The following is a 19523-nucleotide window of genomic DNA, read 5'->3' as shown; positions in this document are numbered from 1 at the left end:
GTATTCAAAAATTGGAGCTAAACATTTTCATTTTTTTAATACATTTTTCTTTGATTAACTTAGGCGAAATTAATTAGTTCAGCTCTTATTAATTTGCAAAACTTACTTACAATATTTACCGTTCATTTATGAATCATTTAACCCTAGACGATGTTAAAGCTATTGCAATCTACTTACCACAATTTCATCCATTTAAAGAGAATGATGAGTGGTGGGGCAAGGGCTTTACTGAATGGACAAATGTTACCAAATCTGCACCAAAATTTAAACATCACTACCAACCACACCTACCTACCGATTTAGGCTTTTACGACCTAAGATTATTAGAAACTATGATTGCCCAAGCTCAATTAGCAAAAAGTTATGGCATTCATGGTTTTTGCTTCTATCATTATTGGTTTAATGGCAAACTTTTGATGGAGAGACCAATTGAACAGATGCTTAATTCAAAAAATCCAAATTTTCCATTTTGTTTATGCTGGGCTAATGAAAATTGGACGAGAAGGTGGGATGGTTTAGAAAAAAATGTACTAATAAAGCAGGATTATAACTTAAAAGATGATTATGAGCACATAAAGTATTTAATTCCATTTTTTAAGGATGAAAGATATATTAAAATAGATGGGAAACCTGTTTTTTTGGTATACAGATCCGAACTTCACCCTCAAATTAATGAGGCGGTTAGTATTTGGAGAGAAGAGGTTAAAAAAGCTGGATTTGAAGATATATACCTTATTAGGGTGGAAAATTTCCTAAAAGATCTCGACCCTAAAATGCATGACTTTGATGCCAGCATGGAGTTTGCACCAGATTTTGCTATGGATGTTAAAAAATATAGCAAGAAAAAGCCAATAAGTCATTTTTTTAGAAAGTTAATGCATAAAACCGCTTTAAAAAAGAGTGCCTTCCTGAGCAATAATGTTTACGACTATAAAGATATGGCGGATATAATGAGTATAAAATCTCCAAAAAAATATAAATATTTTCGTTCAGTTTTTCCTTCTTGGGATAACTCAGCAAGAAGAAAAAATAACGCTACAATATTCGTTAACTCGAGTCCTGAAAAATTTCAAAACTGGGTAGAAAAAACCGTCGCCTATACAAAAGAAAACTTTGAAGGGGATGAGCGTATTATATTCATTAATGCCTGGAATGAATGGGCAGAAGGCTGTCATCTAGAACCAGATCAAAAATATGGGCATAGTTATTTGCAGGCTTTAAAGAATGGCTTAAAGTTATAAACTTCGTGCATTACCTACATAAGCGTGTATGTAATGCATTATTTAACTTTATAAAATAACTTCAGCTTTTATATATTAAGATACACCATCTAATATATTTTCAAGTAGAGCCACCTGCTTTTTCACTTCATAACGGGCTGCTTCTGCCTTTATAGCGTCAATAGAAAATCTTTCAGGATTATCTTTTACTTCCATCATCGCTGTGGCTAAATCCTTAGTTCTCCAGGAATCTACAACAATACCTGTATTTTCTTTTATGAATTCGCTAATTCCGCCCGATTTAAAACCTACAATTGGTTTACCCAAAGCTGCTGCTTCTAACATCACAAGGGGGAAAGAATCTTCGCGAGAGGTTAATAAAAATGCATCTGCAGAATTAAGGTAGTTATAATAATCACCACTTTGAGCCCCTAAAAAAGTAACCTTTCCAGGGAATAAATTCTCTAAGGTTTTTTTCGCGTAGTAATAAATTCCAGTATCTTCCTCTCCGCCAATCCAGATTATTTTAACATTCTCTGGAAGTTCTTTTGCTAATGAAACTAGAAAATCAACCCCTTTTATTAAGGATGTTTTACCAGAAATAGCCCATATAAATTCATCCGCACTAAAACCTAGATTAGATCTTATGTCTTTAGCTGGCTTTGTAAATTGAACTTTATTATTATCTATAAAACCATATAATAATTTTACATCATCTCTTCCCATACCGCTTATTTTTTCACATACAGCTTTCGAGCATCCTATTAGTACTTCTGATGAAGAAATAATGGTCTCTAATCCTTTGTATGAAATAAAATTATAAGCAAGTGGTAACTCATGTGCATGCGTAATTATTTTAACACCTAATTTTTTAGCTAAAGGATAAAACTCAGGTAGAACTATAGTATTTACATACCAGAAATCAACATTATTTTTTTCAGTAATGTGCTTTAACTGATATTCGAATGAATCGATCTTAAATATTTTCAAAACCGATCTTAAAAGCCTTAAAGATCTTTTAGGATTTTTTTTATAGGGCAAAAAATGCTTTATTTCAGAAGGGAGTTCATCAACCAATACACCTTTGTCTTTTGTGTATAAAAGAGGTAAATATTTATCCTTATTTAAATGGGTCAATGAGTACCAAAGTAACATTTCAGAACCTGTTCTACCCAAATTATGCGTTATAAATAATATTTTCTTCATCCAAGCCTTTGTATAAACAATAGTTATTACCTGTTTAACATTTGCGCAAATTAAAGAATAAATAATTTATAATTTTACATTATTTTCCGTCAGCATTTAAGCCACAGGCAAGATTCAATCAAAAATTATGTCAACACCCAAAATTACCGTCTTTATGGCGGCATATAATGAAAGTAATCATATTAAAAGATCAATAGAAAGTATTCTCGACCAAACTTTCACCGATTTTGAATTAATTGTTTTAAATGATGGCTCAACAGATGATACAGTTTCAATTGTGAAAACTTTTAAAGATGAAAGAATAGTTTTAGCTCATAATGAAGGCAATAAGGGCTTAGTTTTTACTAGAAACAGACTATTAGAATTGGCTAAAGGAGAATATATTGCCATTTTGGATAGTGATGATATTGCGTATAAAGACAGATTAAAGTTGTTGTACGATTTCTTAAAAAATCAACCAGATGTTGCTTTATGCGGTGGTCATGCAAATATTATTGATGAAAACAGTACGAAAACTGGCCAGAGATTAAATGTACCTGTAGATAATGATGTAGATCTTTTTATGCTTTTTGGTAACCCTTTTGTTAACTCCACAACTATGTTTAAAAGGGAAGTTTTTAATGATCTTAATGGTTATAGAGATTACGCCCCTGCGGAAGATTTCGATCTCTTCAGCAGAATTTCGGAAAATCATAAAATCGCAAATATTGACCATGTACTTGTTGAGTATAGGATACATTCTAATAATACATCTTTTTTAAATTCAGAAATATTATTTCAGCAAGAGCAAAGAATTTTAAGAAACCTACTGAATAAAATCGGTATTGAAGCAAATAGCGATTTGCTAAGCATACATATGGAGTTATTTAAGGGAAGCTTTAATGCAGCTCATTTAAATCGTTATTTGGCCTTTTTTAATGAGCTTAAATTAGCGAACAAAAAATCGAACAGATATGATCAGTCAAGACTAGAAAAATATTTATTTAAAAAATGGCTAGAAATTTTAATGTCGCCAAATGTCAACATGCTCAATCTAAAGTGGTATTTCAGAAAAGAAGTATTTAGCCTTACTAATTTTAATTTTAAAAGATTTAGAAAGGCCTTAAAAAGAAGTCTTAAAAACATTTTTTAAGGCTATCTTCCAATAGACCATTTCATTTTTGTCCTTATTATCAACCTAGTTAAAAAATAACTCATAAAATAGGCAATTAAAAACCGAGTAATAAGCAAGCCTAAATTTTGCCATACGGTATAATGCATTACATCTAATTTAAGTGGCTGAAATATGAGTGGCAAAAATCTTTCTATTATAATAATGTGGATCAGGTAAATTCCAAATGTAGTTTCGCGGGGTTTTAAATAACTTAAACCTTTAATGTTTCCTATTTTTAGCAATGCTCCAAATACAACAAATGAATAAAATATATTTGAAATTCTTAGGGTGTTATAGGCGTCCTCGTTACCAAGGTTAGTCAAATATAAAGATTCTGATATCGCTAAGGTAAAAGATAATACAATCATGATTATCCAGAAAACCCAAGGTGTTTTTCTTAGAAATCCTAGTATTAAACTATAATGTTTATTTAAATACACACCAACCCATAAATAAAAAACGAAACCAAAAAGAGCAGAAGTATGTGACGTTTCGAACCAACGAAAATATAAATTGACACTGTAAACTAACGAAATAAGCCCTAGCATTATCCCTAATTTATAGTTGTACAATTGCTTTTTAAATATTAAAAGTATACTTATACAGATTAAAAAATTCAATATAAACCAATAGGGGCTAAAAAATAATACCCAAACAAAATAATCAGTAATATATTTAAAGAAATTTGAAACCATCAATCCACCATCACTTCCCTTACTATAAGCAATCCACCTATCTAACACGGTAAGTGTAATAAAAATAAACATCCAAAAGAGCCAGGGTTTTACAGTACTTTTAAATCTATTTTTCAAATACTGTATAGCAGAATATTCTTGAAATTTATGATTTATTAAGAAGCCTCCAATTAAAAAGAAAGCTATGGTAGAGAATTTAAAAAACTGAATGGAACTGGCTTCAACAAGGATAGACCCAAAAGAATTATATTTAGGTCCTAAATAAATACGGCTATGTTCCCAAACAATTCCCATCATAGAAATACATCTTATGGTATCTACAAAATCAAAATTTTTACCCTCAGCCTTCAGCTTACTCTCCATAAATATTTAGTAACGTATTGAAGTTGTAAAATTAGACTTAACATTAAAGTTTAAATCATTAGTATAAGAAATATTACAGTTCTTAATTAATGTTAAATTAACCGTTTGTAGTTTGTTTGAATGATAAATATCTATTTAATATGCAGCATCAATAGCGGTACAAATAATATGACCAATAAGGATATGCATTTCCTGAATCCTAGCTGTAACATCCGAAGGGACAATAATATTTAAATCACAAAAATTATTCATGCTTCCACCATCTCTGCCTGTTAAACCAATGGTTTTACAACCTAAATCACGTCCTAGTTCCAGTGCTTTTATTACATTCGGACTATGGCCGCTTGTTGAAATTCCGATTAAAACATCTCCTGAATTAGCCAAGCCTTCTACCTGTCTTGAAAAAATACGTTCAAAGCCATAATCGTTTCCGATCGCAGTAATCGCTGATGTATCCGTAGTTAAAGCAATTGCTGGCAGTGATTTACGTTCTTTAAAAAATCTTCCTGTAAATTCAGCAGCAATATGTTGCGCATCAGCAGCGCTACCACCGTTTCCAAAAAGCAAAACTTTATTGCCGTTCTTTAAACATTCAATAATAACCTCGGAGGCTCTATTTATTAGCTCACTAGTTTGAGATAGTGTTTTATTGGCAACTTCTATATGTTCGTTAAAAATTGATTTTATCTGTTCGTGCATTTTAGTAGTTTAGTTAGGAAACTTTTCTTGAATTTCTTCATAGCTCGCTACTGCACTTCCCACTTTACTAACTACTATTGCAGCAGCATGATTGGCAAAGTTGCAAGCTTCTGCTATTGATTTATTAGAAGCTATTGATACACCAATTGAAGCTAAAACTGTATCTCCTGCACCTGTTACGTCAATTACATCCAAGGCTTTTGTTGGTATTAGGTTAAGCTTATCACCAGAATAAAAAGCAATTCCTTCTTCTGATAGTGTTATAATAACCTCATCACACCCTGTGATTTCTTGCAAAAGCATACAGGCTTGTTCCAAATCTGCATGGTTTTTAATACTTACTCCAGTAGCCAAAGCCGCTTCTTTTTTATTTGGCTTTATAATATTTGCGCCTTTATATTTTGAAAAATCAGTCCCTTTAGGATCAACAAGTGTGGTTTTATTGCTTGCTTTACATAAAGTAAAAATTTCTGCCAACAGTGTTTTTGTTAAAAGCCCTTTGTTGTAATCAGAAATTAATACGATATCAAATAAATCGATCTTCTTTTTAAGAACTTCTACAATACTTTTTTCGGTCGATTGGTTAATTGCGGTAGTATTTTCTCTATCTAACCTAATAAGGTGATGATTAGAAGCCAGCACTCTTGATTTTACAGTAGTACAACGAGAATCATCTTTAATTATACCATCGCCATTACTGTTAAATGTAGATAACTGATTTAAAACCAATTGCCCTTGCTCATCATTACCAATAATAGAAACGATATCAACTTCGCAATTAAAAGAAATAAGGTTTTTAAGTACATTTCCTGCACCACCTAAGGTATATTCCTCTTTTTGTATTTCAACAACCTGTACGGGTGCTTCTGGAGATATTCTGTTGCAATTACCATAGATATAATGATCAATCATGATATCTCCAATTACCAGAACCTTTATTGCTGTATTTTTAATGTTATTCAATTTTTACTTTGATATTAGTTTAAACGATCATACTCGTTACATAAATCAACAACTAAACACAAAAATACGTTTTATATTGGTAACAATTAATATTGGAAAATCATCCTGCATTATTTAATTAAGAAAATATTCTCGTTTTTTACTCCAGTGAGCCAACTTAGATTACAACTTTTTCCTCTATATTATTTTTCGAAAAATCTCTTCTCAGCAATTGATAGATCAAATCTATCCAAATGATTACGCATGGTAATGCTTTAAGAGAGTATTTTATAATGTAATGATCTCTAATATACCTTGGGAAGATATCAGTAGGAGACAGTGAGGTTAAAAGAATAGCAAATATAAATAGATATAAACGGTAATCTTGTTTTGGTTCTCCAAGCGTAAAATACCATATTGCTACACCTAAAAATGCAATAATGTAAGTAGGAGATTCTGATCCGGAACTAAAAATTACAGTAAAAATTAATGTAGAGCATAATATCGCTAATCTATAAGCAAGATATTTATATTGACTAATTCTAATATAAGTAAGCCCGAAGATTAAGCACCCGACTAATAAAAAGGGTAGGTTACTAATTTGTGGGTTATGAAAAATGCGGCGTACCATTCCCATTAAACTAATATCTTGCATACTTGTTAAATCAGCATTTCCCGCATTTTTAGCGGCTAAACTTCTGTACCATTCAACATAAGAATTTACAACAAAATCTGGAGAAGATATTGTCATCGGTAGTAAAAACAGTATAATTGCCGCTATAATAACACCAATAATAAACTTCTTTTTATTTTGAATAAAAAAGAAAAAAGCCAGTCCAACGATACCATAAAGTTTAACAAATGTGCCGATTACGATAGCAAAAGCAGATTGAATTTCCTTTTTTCTTTCTATGTAGGCAAAGCTTAACAATATTATTCCAGCCAAACCAACATTAAACTGAAAACTTAGCAAGCTTGTGATTAATTCATTTGAGCTGATCCAACAAATAAATGCTTTTTTAGTATCTGATATTGGCAGTTTATTTATTGCATAAATTAATAAAGCCACATTAGCGACGTTCCATAAAACTGTTCCAACAGCATCGGGTAAAATTGCAAAGGGTGCAATTATTATACTAAATAAAATGCCATAATGATTACTGTCATTATATTGCGCTAAATAATTGCCATATAGCGTAAGTTTTTCTACCGCATGGAAAAAAGCATACTTATAAATTAAGTAATTGTTATAACTCCCGTGGTTATATTGTTTAATGGCTGTTACAACTGCCAAAATCAAATATAGGATATAGATATATTTCTTATTGCTGAAAAAGGATTTTAAACTTTTAAAGGGGCGCATTGGGCAATTAAGTTGTTTGGAGTTGATGATTAGTCAAAATATGGTTCAAACATACCTATAATCTTAAAATAGAACACTATAAAAGAAGACAATTTAAATCTTGGCACAAAAATTTAAACAAAAAAAGAGGCTTAATTTCTTAAGCCTCTTTGTATATAGTTTTTAAACTGTTAAAGTTTTCTTGCTACTTCAACTTGTTCGTAAGCTTCTACAATATCGCCAACTTCGATGTTATTAAAGTTTTGAATGTTTAAACCACACTCGTAACCTTTAAGAACCTCTTTAACGTCATCTTTAAAGCGTTTTAAGGATGCTAATTCACCTGTGTAAACTACAACACCATCACGTACGATACGGATTTTGCTGTTACGGGTAATTTTACCATCTAATACCATACAACCTGCAATGGTACCCACTTTAGTGATTTTGAAAGTCTCACGAATTTCAACGTTAGCAACAATTTTCTCTTCAAATTCCGGATCTAACATACCTTCCATCGCTGATTTAATCTCGTTGATTGCATCGTAGATGATAGAATATAAACGGATATCGATTTGCTCTTGCTCAGCTAACTTACGTGCTCCAGTTGATGGACGAACCTGGAAACCGATAATAATAGCATCAGAAGCCGAAGCTAATAATACATCTGATTCAGAGATTTGACCAACTCCTTTACTAATCACATTGATTTGGATTTGCTCAGTAGATAGTTTCAATAATGAATCTGATAATGCCTCGATTGAACCATCCACATCACCTTTAACAATGATGTTAAGTTCTTTAAAGTTACCAATTGCCAAACGACGACCGATCTCATCTAATGTAATGTGTTTCTGCGTACGTAAACCTTGTTCACGTTGTAACTGCATACGTTTGTTTGCAATATCACGTGCTTCAGTTTCACTTTCTAAGGCATTAAAACGATCACCTGCTGTAGGTGCACCTTGCATACCCAAAACCTGTACGGGTTGTGATGGACCTGCTGAGTCTACCTTAGCACCACGCTCATTGGTTAATGCTTTTACACGTCCGCTATAACTACCTGCTAAAATTGGATCACCAACTCTTAACGTACCAGCCTGAACCAATACTGTAGTTACAATACCACGTCCTTTATCTAAAGCCGATTCAATTACGGTACCTGTAGCTCTCTTATTTGGATTAGCTTTAAGTTCTAATAACTCAGCTTCTAATAATACTTTATCTAAAAGTAAATCAACATTTAAGCCGCTTTTGCTTGAGATTTCTTGTGATTGATATTTACCACCCCAATCTTCAACCAAAATATTCATTACTGATAACTGCTCACGTACCTTATCTGCATTTGCACCTGGTTTATCTACTTTGGTAAAAGCAAATACTAAAGGCACACCTGCTGCCTGTGCGTGGTTAATAGCCTCCTTTGTTTGAGGCATTACGGCATCATCCGCAGCAATTACAATAATTGCAATATCGGCTGCCTTAGCTCCACGTGCACGCATCGCGGTAAAGGCTTCGTGACCTGGTGTATCTAAGAAAGTAACTTTTTTACCTGTTGGGGTTGTTACCATGTAAGCACCAATGTGCTGGGTAATACCACCTGCCTCACCAGCTACTACATTTGCTTTACGGATATAATCCAGCAATGATGTTTTACCGTGATCGACGTGCCCCATAATGGTCACAACTGGTGCTCTTTCAATTAAATCAGCCTCGTTATCTTCTTCTTCAATTACGTTTTCTTCATCTTCATCTGGCTTAACGAATTGAATTTCGTAACCAAACTCATCTGCTACAATTGTTAAAGTTTCGGCATCTAAACGTTGGTTAATGGAAACGAACATTCCAAGGCTCATACAAGTACCAATAATTTTGGTAACTGGTACGTCCATCATGCTCGCCAACTCATTAGCCGTAACAAATTCTGTTACTTTTAATATTTTCGACTGCGATTCTAATTCGTTTGCTGCTTCTTCTGCTGATGTTGCTACATCATCACGTTTTTGACGACGTAATTTAGCACGTTGAGCAAACTTACCAGATTTACCTGCTCCACTTAAACGAGCAAGTGTTGCTTTAATCTGATCTTGTATTTCTTTCTCAGTAGGTTCTTCCTTAGGTCCGCTTGGTGTAGCATTTCTATTTTGAAAACCTGGTCTGTTGTTATTTCTATTTCCTTGATAAGGTGTACCACTTGCTGGTCTATTACCCTGATATGGAGTACCACCACCTGCCGGACGGTTGCCTTGGTAAGGTTGACGAGGTTGCCCTGGCGCTCCGCCTTGACCCTGACCTGCAGGATTTTGACCTTGCTGGCCTTGACCACCATGTTGCCCTGGTGCTCCTGGAGTTTTTTTACGTTTGCGTTTACGTTTAGCAGCTTCACTATCGCTAGATGATGCTACGGGACCGTTTCTTCTATCCGGTGTAGTTGGTAAAACAATTTTACCGATAATGTTAGGTCCGGTTAATTTAACCGTACGTGCTTTAATAACCTCAGGCTCGTTACTTACTGGTTTAACTTCTGCCGGTTTAACTTCTGGTTTTGGTTGCTCAACTGGTTTCACAGGTTCTGCAGGTTTATTAACCACAGGAGCTGGAGTTGCTGGCGCTGCCTGTGCTTCTTCCTTTTTAACCTCAACAGGTTTAACCTCTGTTTTTGGTTGCTCAACTGGTTTAGCTGGTTCTTCGGCTTTTACTACCGGAGCAGGTGCTGGTGTAACAGGCGCTTCATCCTTTTTAACAGGACGAGTTTTTGTATTAAGATCGTTTAAATCGATCTTTCCTACAATTTTAACACCTGGCAAGCTACCTTCTTCTGCTTTATCTTCAGTTTTATTCTCTTTAACCGGCTCTGGTGTAGCCACAGGTGGAGTAACCGGAGCTGCTTCAACTTTTGGTTGTTCTGCTTTAGGTTTTTCTACAGGTGGGGTAAAAGTTTGAGCATTTTTAATTAAAATCTCATCACTTTTTTCAAAGTCGGCACTTTTCTTCGGCGCTTCGGCTGGTTTTTCAGTTTCAGGCTCGTCACGACGTATTTTACCAATCACTATTTGTTTGGCTTCTTCTCTTACGATCTTATCTCCCTGATACTCTTTTAACAAGGCACTGTACATGTCTCCCGTAAGTTTAAACATAGGGCTTTTCTCAGCTGAGAAGCCTTTTTTGTTTAAAAACTCTACGGCAGTACCCATGCCTATATTAAGTTCTTTAATAGCTTTAATTAAAATGATTGGTTTGTCGTCTGACATTTATCTCCTGTTATTTTTTTCTTATTAATACAAAAGTAGTGTTTATTTGGCAATTACACCACTTATTCAAATTCTGATTGCAAAATCTGAACCACTTCTTTAATGGTTTCTTCTTCAAGGTCGGTGCGTTTTACCAAATCTTCTACTGTAAGTGCTAAAACACTCTTAGCAGTATCGCAACCGATAGCCTTTAATTCATCAATGATCCAGCTATCAATCTCATCTGAGAATTCTTCTAAATCAACATCTTCATCACTTTCTTCACCAGCTTCGCGATACACATCAATTTCATAGCCGGTTAATTTACCAGCCAATTTAATGTTGTGTCCTCCACGGCCAATTGCTAATGAAACCTGATCGGGTTTTAAGTAAACCGATGCATGTTTTGTTTCATCATCCAATTTAATTGAAGTGATTTTTGCCGGGCTTAACGCACGGGTAATATATAATGAAAGATTGTTTGTGAAATTAATCACATCAATATTTTCGTTTTTCAATTCTCTAACAATACCGTGAATACGTGATCCTTTCATACCCACACATGCTCCAACTGGATCGATACGATCATCGTAAGATTCTACAGCAACTTTAGCACGTTCTCCTGGTTCGCGAACAATTTTCTTAACCGTAATTAGGCCATCAAAAATCTCAGGAACTTCAAGTTCGAATAAGCGTTGTAAAAACTCAGGTGCTGTTCTTGAAATAATGATTTTAGGGTTTGCATTAATCATTTCTACTTTAGAGATTACTGCTCTCACAGAATCACCTTTTTTGAAATAATCTGCAGGAATTTGTTCTGTTTTAGGCATTAAAAGTTCGTTACCTTCATCATCTAAAACTAAAGTTTCCTTTTTCCAAACCTGATAAACTTCACCTGTAATGATTTCACCAACACGATCTTTATATTTTTTAAAGATCTCATCTTTCTCTAATTCCAATACTTTAGAAACTAAGGTTTGGCGTGCTGCTAAAATTGCTCTACGGCCGAAACTTTCTAAGGTAATTTGCTCGATATAGTCATCACCAACCTCTAAAGTAGAATCTAGTTTATGTACATCAGCTAATTCAATTTCTAAATCATCATCTTCAGAGAAACCATCTTCCATCACTTTTCTTGTTCTCCAGATCTCTAAATCTCCATTATCCGGGTTCACAATAACATCACAATTTTCGTCTGTTCCATATTTTTTACGCAACATGCTACGAAAAACTTCTTCCAACACACTGATCACCGTTGGGCGATCTATATTTTTAAAATCTTTAAACTCCTGGAAAGAGTCAATCAAATTAATTGTTGTAGTACTCATTTTTATTTAAATGAAATTAACACACTTGTTTCTATTATATCATTAAAGGGTACAGTTACTGGAACTGATACCGCTTTTTTCCCTTTTTCTTTTACTACTTCTTCGATTAACAGATTATCTTCTGTAACTTCTAAAAGTTTGCCTTCTTTTTTCTGACCTTCTTTAAGTTTAATACTAATTGAACGGCCAATATTTTTATTGTACTGGCGAATCAGTTTTAAAGGCTCTCCCACTCCTGGAGAAGAAACTTCTAAATTATAGGCTTGCTCTATTGTATTTTCTTCTTCTAAATGAAAACCAACATGTCTGCTTATTGCAACACAATCCTGTATGCTTATGCCTTCATCACCATCAACATGAATAATTAATTTGTTATTTGGCAACATCTTCACTTCCACCAGAAAAAGCTCTGGTCGATCGGCAATTTTCTCTTCAACGAGTTCTATAACTCTCTTTTCTACCTGCATATTTTAACCTGATTTCATAGAAAAAGGGGACACTGTCCCCTTCTCTTTTCTTCGATTACGATGCAAATGTAGTAATTTTTTATAAACAATCAAACTAAGAGACAGGAAATTACACTAATATTTATCGTTTAAGAATAACCTGTTGAGGTTCTAGCCTGTATTTAAGCGTTCCTTTTAAAAGTTTTTCCTTGTTGCCAAATTGTACATCTATATAGCTTTCTACCAAATAATTTTTCCCTTTTAAAAAAGCGGTTTGGGGTTTAAAAATCAAGGAATCACCAGCTAAAATAAGTTTACCTGCAATTTCTTGTTCTGTTTGCAAGCTATCTTCATCCCCTGGGGATAAGAGTACATTAACTAAATGACTGGAATCTGGATTGGCTTGCATTGTATTTTTAACTTGTAGCAAACTTACTTCTTCGATATTTTTAATTACAATTGAACTACTATCGGCAGAAAATTTAATAATTGGCTTATTGTTTGTATCTGAACAAGAGAACGCAATAACTGTAACTAAAGAAATAGCCGTATATTTTAAAAGGCGTTTATACATTTTACTAAATTAAGCAATATGAAATTAATTATCGAAGTCCTTTTAATGGGCTTAGCCGTTTTTATTGGCGCAAAACTGGTTCCTGGTGTAACAGTTGATGGTTATGGCAATGCCATTATTGCCGCGGTTTTAATTGCCCTAGCAAATGCAACCATTGGTTTTATTTTAAGAGTACTAACTTTTCCTGTTAACTTTTTAACACTTGGATTGGTATCTTTTATTATCTCCGTGTTGATGATTTTATTGGTAAGTAACATGATGAGTTCTTTCCATGTTAACGGATTTTTACCAGCCGTATTTTTGGCAATCGTAGTGGCTTTGATTAAAGCTATTTTTGGTGCAATTGCTGGAGATAAGGAATAAGCATTAACAGTTGGCAATTTTCAGTTAAAAACAATAAACTGAAAATTGCCAATTGCATTTTGCTCACCAAATAACTATCTGATTACTTCTCTTGAAATAACCATTTTCTGAATCTCAGATGTTCCTTCGTAAATTTGAGTAATTTTTGCGTCTCTCATTAATCTTTCAACGTGATACTCTTTTACAAAACCATAGCCACCATGAACCTGAACGGCTTCAACGGTTACATCCATTGCCACTTTGGAAGCAAATAGTTTAGCCATAGAGCCTGCCTGCGTATAAGGTAAGCCTTCATTTTTTAACCACGCGGCTTTATAAACCAGTAATCTTGCAGCTTCAATTTGCGTAGCCATATCTGCCAGTTTAAAAGCTATAGCCTGATGCTCAGAAATAGGCTTACCAAAAGATTTACGTTCTTTAGCGTATTGAGTGGCTAACTCAAAAGCACCCTGGGCAATACCCAAAGCTTGCGCAGCAATACCAATACGCCCACCTTCTAAAGTTTTCATGGCAAATTTGAACCCGAAGCCGTCTTCTCCAATTCTGTTTTCTTTAGGTACTTTAACATCATTAAACATTAATGAGTGTGTATCAGAGCCGCGAATACCCAGTTTGTTTTCTTTTGGCCCTACGGTGAAACCTTCCATACCTTTTTCTACAATAAAAGCATTAATACCTTTATGTTTTAATTCTGGATGGGTTTGCGCTATTACAATATAAGTAGAGGCAGTGCTGCCGTTGGTAATCCAGTTTTTGGTTCCGTTGAGCAAATAGTAATCACCTTTATCTTCGGCGGTTGTACGTTGCGAAGTTGCATCAGAACCTGCTTCTGGCTCAGATAAGCAAAATGCACCAATTTTTTCTCCTGCAGCTAAAGGTTTTAAATATTTCTCTTTTTGGGCTTCATTTCCATAAGCCTCAAGACCATAACATACTAAAGAGTTATTAACAGAAACTACTACAGAGGCAGATGCGTCTATTTTAGAAAGTTCTTCCATAACTAGTACATAAGAAATGGCATCAAGACCGCTTCCATTATACTTTGGATTCACCATCATACCCAGAAATCCAAGTTCGCCCAGTTTTTTTACCTGTTCGGCAGGAAATTTCTGATGCTCATCTCTTTCAATAACGCCTGGTTTTAATTCTTGCTGCGCAAAATCTCTGGCAGCTTGCTGAATCATTATTTGTTCTTCAGTTAATTCAAAATGCATAACATTTTATGTATAAAGGGTTAGATTTCAAATGTAAGAGTTCTAGATCAAAAATACTATGGTTGCATAGTAAATATTTCAGATATTGCTGTTTTGAAGTTTATTTAAAGTAAACGTATAAGATGTTAATTTACTCAAAGTAAAAGTATTAATTGATAATAAGCTTGTTGTTAACCTAAGATTATTATTTTTGTTAAATGAACCTAGGTCAGCAAATTTTATTTTTCTTTAGTGCCTTAGGCGTGTTTAATGGTTTTATCATTAGTGTCTATTTGCTGTTCTTTAAAAAACCAAAATCTACCAGCACCTATTTTCTAGGTCTGTTACTTTTATCGCTTTCTTTAAAAATTGGCAAATCGTTTATTTTTTATTTCTACCCAGATTTACCTTCTATTTATTTACATATTGGCATTTTAGGAAGTTCGCTGGCAGGTCCATCTCTTTTTTATTTTATTAAATCAGCACTGGGAAAAAATTCAAAAACCAAATTTATCCAAAATGGAACTTATTTATTCTGGATTTTAACAATTTTGATAGCCAGCATTATTGCGCCTTACGATAAACAACCATACATATGGGAAAATTATATCGGAACGGCGATTTCCATTCAATTTACCATTTACATTCTATTATCTGCCTGGCTACTTAGAAACGCTTTTGCCAAACTATTTACCAAAGGTGAAAAGTTTTCTGCAACAGAAACATTATTGCTCTCGGTGCTTATTGGTAATGTGGTTGTTCCGATTGCATTTAAATTACCCATTTTCACGTTTTTTAATGGTCATTGCATCAGTGGAGCGTTATTTTTCTCTCTTATCCTTTACTTAAATACCTTTTTATTTATCAGCAGGAGAAAAACTAGTAATCTACTTTCAGCAAATCAGGATTTGGTACGTTATGCCAATAAGAAAATTGCCAATGAGCAGGCAATATCTTTGACGGAGAAGTTAGAAAAAATTATTCTTGATGAAGAACTTTATAAAAATCCTGATCTTAAATTAAATGATCTGGCCAAAAAAATCAATATTTCGGGTCATCAGCTTTCGCAATTGCTGAATGATAATTTAGGGAAGAGCTTTGCTGCCTATATTAATGAATTTAGAATAAATGAGGCCTGCGAACTTATTGTGAATGATAAAGGTATAAAGCTGGAAGTGATTGGATATGAGGTAGGCTTTAACTCTAAATCTACATTTTACGCCGCTTTTAAAAAGCACAAACAAACAACACCTACGCTTTATAAAGAGCAACTTCTACTTCTCTCTTCAAGCTAGATTTTGTCTCGTTTTATAATTCCGAACTCCCAAATCTGAGAATTAAAACCGGTTCTCCATGCTTCTCTTCTAGTTTTGGTTTATTCTAAAAACCAAACACGCAAAGATGAAACTAACATTATTATTGTGCCTTTTCCTATTTATAAGCACAGCTTTAAACGCACAGATTATTAAAGGAAAAGTACTAGACAGCAAAACCAATCAAAGTTTGCCATTAGTCAATTTAATATTAACAGATCAAAAGCAACCTTCATTAATTAAATATACAAGCAGCGACACTTCTGGTTTCTTCCAATTTACTGAAACATCTAAAGGAAAATATATTTTATCGGTTAGCTTAATGGGTTATCAAAAAGTTGAAAAGGAATTGCTGATTGATGAAAATACTCCAAAAATATTAGAACTTGGAACCATTTTAATGCCCGAAGATGTTAACCTCCTTGGCGAAGTAACCATTACTGCAGGAACACCTGCCTTTAATACTCAAAATGGACAAATAAAGATTGGCGTCGCTAATAACATCTTTTTCAAATCATCACCGAACTTGCTTGATGTTTTCAAAAAGTTACCGGGCTTACAGGTTAATCAGGACGGAACAATGCAAATGGCAAGCCGTGCAACTCCAACTTTATTTGTTGATGGTAAACCGATAAATATGAGTAATGATGAAATTCTAACTTATTTAAGCAGCTTATCACCAGATATGGTAGAATCTATTGAGATGATTAATCAGCCATCTTCTAAATATGACGGAGAGTATCAGGGTATTATTGATGTAAAACTAAAAAGAAGTTTATCCTTAGGGTTAAGGGGTACATATAACGCCAGGTTTCAGCAAAATAATTATAGTTTACTTGATAACAACTTATCAACGGTTTACAAAACCAATCGGTTTATTTACAATCTAAAACTTGGGCATACCTCAGGGAGCACTTTTTACAAATATTACGCCTTACAATATCTGCCAAGTACAAACGCGATGATTACCGATACACGTACCGTTACTTCTAATCAAAACTATAATATACAGGCAAAAGTAAGCTACGAATTAAAAAGCGGACATAATTTAGAAGCTTTTTTACGTACTTATCAGATCAATAGAAATGCGGTTTCGAGCAACCAACTAATCACTAAAAGTGCCGATTTAAACCAAACAATTGCTTTAGTTAAAAGCGACAATACTGCTTATCCTAAACAATACAATTATGCTGGCGGACTTAACTATGATGCCCAATTTAAAAACAGTGAACTCCATATCATTACCTCGCTGGCACAAATAGATAACAGGCAAACGGAAGATATTCAAAACCGAGATGTAATTTATAGTGAGTTATTGAACTATTGGAAAACTAATTCAAGAAATAATATAGTAATTAGAGTTGCCCAAGCAGATTATTCTCAAAATATAGGTAAGGGCAAACTTGAATTTGGAGGAAAATTTGCCTACACCAGTACAGAGAATAACTTGCGTTACGATACCTTAGCAAATTCAGTTTTTTATTTAGATCCTAAACGGAGTAACGAATTTAGTTACCACGAATACATTTCGGCGGGTTATTTAGCTTACAATGGCCAATTGGATAAAATAAATTACAGTTTAAGTTTAAGAACAGAATACACCCACACAGAAGCCAATTCTATTACAACCAATACTTTTACTCAAAGAAAATACTGGAAATGGCTGCCAAGCCTTAACATAACTTATGCAATTAATGATAACGAACAACTGAGTTTCAGTTACAGCAAGCGATTGACAAGGCCAACTTTTGCTGCTTTAAATCCTTTCCGTTTTTATTATAGCCCGCGCCACTACTGGATTGGAAATCCTTACCTGCAACCTTCAACAACTAGTCTTATTGCTTTAGTTTACAGCAGAAAGGCACTTAATATTTCAATAAATGCAGGGCGAGAAACAGATGTTCTTTCCCGTTATCCAGAATACAATCCAACAACAAATGAATTAATATTTTTGGGGAGAAATATCCCTTACAGAAATTTTGCTAACCTCCAATTAAGCTCACCAATTACCATGAATAAATGGTGGCGAATGAACCATAATGTAGGTTTTTACTATAATAAGGAGCTAACACCATACTTTGGACAGAGTTATCAAATACCGATTTATGATTACAAAATTAATGGCAATCAGGTTTTTGCTTTGAAAGATTGGTTGCTAGATATAAGTTATACCTACGAATCAAAAAGTGGTAGTGGGCTTTACATTTTTTCACCTGTTTATGGTATTGATTTCGGATTACAGAAAGGATGGTTCAAAAATAAGCTTAACACCAAAGTAACGCTTTATGATGCATTTAATACTATAAAAAGAAGAATGATTTTCAGAGAGAAAAGTATTATAAACAATGATTTTTACCACTATTTCGCCAGCCAGCGCTTGGTTTTTAGCCTAACTTATAATTTCGGAAGTTCTACTTATAAAGCTAAAGAAAATAAAAAGAGTGATGAAGAAAGTAGGGCAAATTAAGGGATTATTATCTGATAGGTTTCTTTACTAAAATTCGTGCAAGGCTTAAACTGCCTAATATTAAGATCAATAAAACCTGCGAAGAATGGATAATGGTTGCATAAGCCAAGCCATCTTTAAAACTAATGCCATATAATACTAATGATTGAGCCACCATCCAATGGAAAACACCAATACCACCTTGTACGGGTGCAACCATAGCAAAACCAGAAAACACTACCGCTGTAAAAGCTGCATTTAACTCTAACCCAGCTGTTTTTTGAATGGAGAAAAAGGCGAGGTACATCGAAAAAAAATATAGAAACCAAATACCCAGCGTATAAATTAGAAATAAGCCCTTTTTTTTAAGCTTACTGTAAGAACCGAAACCTTGCCGTAAGCTTACAAATATTCTTAAAAACCTTTTGCTAAATTTCTGTCGGATAAAATAAATTCCTGAAATGCAAACAGCTACAAACCCAACTCCAATAATGATTATCCAGATGTAATTTAAACTTTCAATCTTTTTAACCAAGCTAAGATATATAGTATTATAAAGAAAATCGGAAACAATATGATATTGAAAAACTAGCATAAAAAGCCCGGTAAGGAGCAAAACTAGCACATCAAAAAGTCTTTCGGTAATTACCGTACCTATTGAAGCAAACATGGGCACCTTTTCGGTTTTATGTACAACCGAACAGCGACCTATTTCTCCAAAACGAGGCAACGCCAAATTGGCCAAATAGCCAATTATAACTGCATGATAGGCATTCCAAAAACTAACTTTATATTGGATAGACTGATAAAGCATTTGCCAACGCAAAGCCCTTAGCACGTGCGCAAGCCAAACAGCAAAAGCAGAAGCTATGATCCAAAAGAAATTGGCTGTTTTAATTTCCAGCCAAATCTTATGTATATCTTGTCCCTTAAATGCTAAGTATAAAACCCCGATTCCGATTATTAAAAGGATAAGGTACTTTATTACAGATTTAAGGTCGAATGTCAAA

At 33.9% G+C, this 19523-nt stretch carries 16 protein-coding genes; 5 read left to right on the top strand and 11 right to left on the bottom strand.

What is annotated here, in order from left to right:
- Positions 1-128: 128 nt before the first annotated feature.
- On the top strand, positions 129-1241 hold the full coding sequence (locus EHC72_RS14710) for a glycosyltransferase WbsX family protein (protein WP_131538476.1): 1113 nt from the start codon (positions 129-131) through the stop codon (positions 1239-1241).
- Between the two features lie 75 nt (positions 1242-1316).
- On the opposite strand, the gene EHC72_RS14705 is transcribed toward EHC72_RS14710, so the two are convergent.
- Positions 1317-2426, bottom strand: coding sequence for a glycosyltransferase family 4 protein (locus EHC72_RS14705; RefSeq protein ID WP_131538475.1), 1110 nt, complete (start codon positions 2424-2426; stop codon positions 1317-1319).
- A gap of 127 nt (positions 2427-2553) precedes the next feature.
- Here EHC72_RS14705 and EHC72_RS14700 point away from each other — a divergent pair, with 127 nt between their 5' ends.
- Positions 2554-3558: a glycosyltransferase family 2 protein gene (locus tag EHC72_RS14700; RefSeq protein WP_131538474.1), complete on the top strand. Its 1005-nt coding sequence runs from the start codon at positions 2554-2556 to the stop codon at positions 3556-3558.
- A 2-nt stretch (positions 3559-3560) separates the two neighbouring features.
- Here the strand turns inward: EHC72_RS14700 and EHC72_RS14695 are convergent, their stop codons facing one another.
- The 8 genes from EHC72_RS14695 to EHC72_RS14660 form a co-directional block, all read right to left on the bottom strand.
- Positions 3561-4637: an acyltransferase family protein gene (locus EHC72_RS14695; protein WP_131538473.1), complete on the bottom strand. Its 1077-nt coding sequence runs from the start codon at positions 4635-4637 to the stop codon at positions 3561-3563.
- Between the two features lie 135 nt (positions 4638-4772).
- Positions 4773-5336: a D-sedoheptulose 7-phosphate isomerase gene (gene gmhA / locus EHC72_RS14690; RefSeq protein WP_131538472.1), complete on the bottom strand. Its 564-nt coding sequence runs from the start codon at positions 5334-5336 to the stop codon at positions 4773-4775.
- Positions 5337-5345: 9 nt separating this feature from the next.
- Positions 5346-6299, bottom strand: a complete 954-nt coding sequence (gene rfaE1 / locus EHC72_RS14685; protein ID WP_131538471.1) for a D-glycero-beta-D-manno-heptose-7-phosphate kinase — start codon at positions 6297-6299, stop codon at positions 5346-5348.
- Between the two features lie 157 nt (positions 6300-6456).
- Positions 6457-7641, bottom strand: a complete 1185-nt coding sequence (locus tag EHC72_RS14680; protein WP_131538470.1) for a glycosyltransferase family 87 protein — start codon at positions 7639-7641, stop codon at positions 6457-6459.
- A 170-nt stretch (positions 7642-7811) separates the two neighbouring features.
- Complete coding sequence (gene infB / locus EHC72_RS14675; RefSeq protein WP_131538469.1) at positions 7812-10871, bottom strand: translation initiation factor IF-2; 3060 nt, start codon at positions 10869-10871, stop codon at positions 7812-7814.
- A gap of 62 nt (positions 10872-10933) precedes the next feature.
- Positions 10934-12178: a transcription termination factor NusA gene (gene nusA / locus EHC72_RS14670; RefSeq protein WP_131538468.1), complete on the bottom strand. Its 1245-nt coding sequence runs from the start codon at positions 12176-12178 to the stop codon at positions 10934-10936.
- A 2-nt stretch (positions 12179-12180) separates the two neighbouring features.
- Positions 12181-12645 carry a ribosome assembly cofactor RimP gene (gene rimP, locus EHC72_RS14665; protein WP_131538467.1) on the bottom strand — a complete coding sequence of 155 codons (465 nt, stop codon included), beginning with the start codon at positions 12643-12645 and terminating at the stop codon, positions 12181-12183.
- A gap of 121 nt (positions 12646-12766) precedes the next feature.
- The gene (locus EHC72_RS14660; protein ID WP_131538466.1) at positions 12767-13198 is read right to left on the bottom strand and encodes a hypothetical protein; all 432 of its coding nucleotides are present in this window, start codon (positions 13196-13198) and stop codon (positions 12767-12769) included.
- Positions 13199-13216: 18 nt separating this feature from the next.
- Between EHC72_RS14660 and EHC72_RS14655 the strand changes: the two genes are divergently transcribed.
- Positions 13217-13561 carry a phage holin family protein gene (locus tag EHC72_RS14655; protein ID WP_131538465.1) on the top strand — a complete coding sequence of 115 codons (345 nt, stop codon included), beginning with the start codon at positions 13217-13219 and terminating at the stop codon, positions 13559-13561.
- Between the two features lie 74 nt (positions 13562-13635).
- Here the strand turns inward: EHC72_RS14655 and EHC72_RS14650 are convergent, their stop codons facing one another.
- Positions 13636-14775 carry an acyl-CoA dehydrogenase gene (locus tag EHC72_RS14650; protein WP_131538464.1) on the bottom strand — a complete coding sequence of 380 codons (1140 nt, stop codon included), beginning with the start codon at positions 14773-14775 and terminating at the stop codon, positions 13636-13638.
- Between the two features lie 197 nt (positions 14776-14972).
- On the opposite strand from EHC72_RS14650, the gene EHC72_RS14645 reads away from it, so the two are divergent.
- Positions 14973-16049, top strand: coding sequence for a helix-turn-helix domain-containing protein (locus tag EHC72_RS14645; RefSeq protein WP_131538463.1), 1077 nt, complete (start codon positions 14973-14975; stop codon positions 16047-16049).
- A gap of 106 nt (positions 16050-16155) precedes the next feature.
- Positions 16156-18534: an outer membrane beta-barrel family protein gene (locus EHC72_RS14640; protein ID WP_131538462.1), complete on the top strand. Its 2379-nt coding sequence runs from the start codon at positions 16156-16158 to the stop codon at positions 18532-18534.
- Positions 18535-18541: 7 nt separating this feature from the next.
- Here EHC72_RS14640 and EHC72_RS14635 read toward each other — a convergent pair whose 3' ends face one another.
- Complete coding sequence (locus tag EHC72_RS14635; RefSeq protein WP_165585836.1) at positions 18542-19522, bottom strand: lysylphosphatidylglycerol synthase transmembrane domain-containing protein; 981 nt, start codon at positions 19520-19522, stop codon at positions 18542-18544.
- Position 19523: the final 1 nt, after the last annotated feature.

The organism is Pedobacter nototheniae (assembly GCF_004335085.1).
GTDB lineage: Bacteria > Bacteroidota > Bacteroidia > Sphingobacteriales > Sphingobacteriaceae > Pedobacter > Pedobacter nototheniae.
The sequence above is the reverse complement of the archived record's forward strand: the minus strand, read 5'-3'. Positions and strand labels throughout refer to the sequence as shown.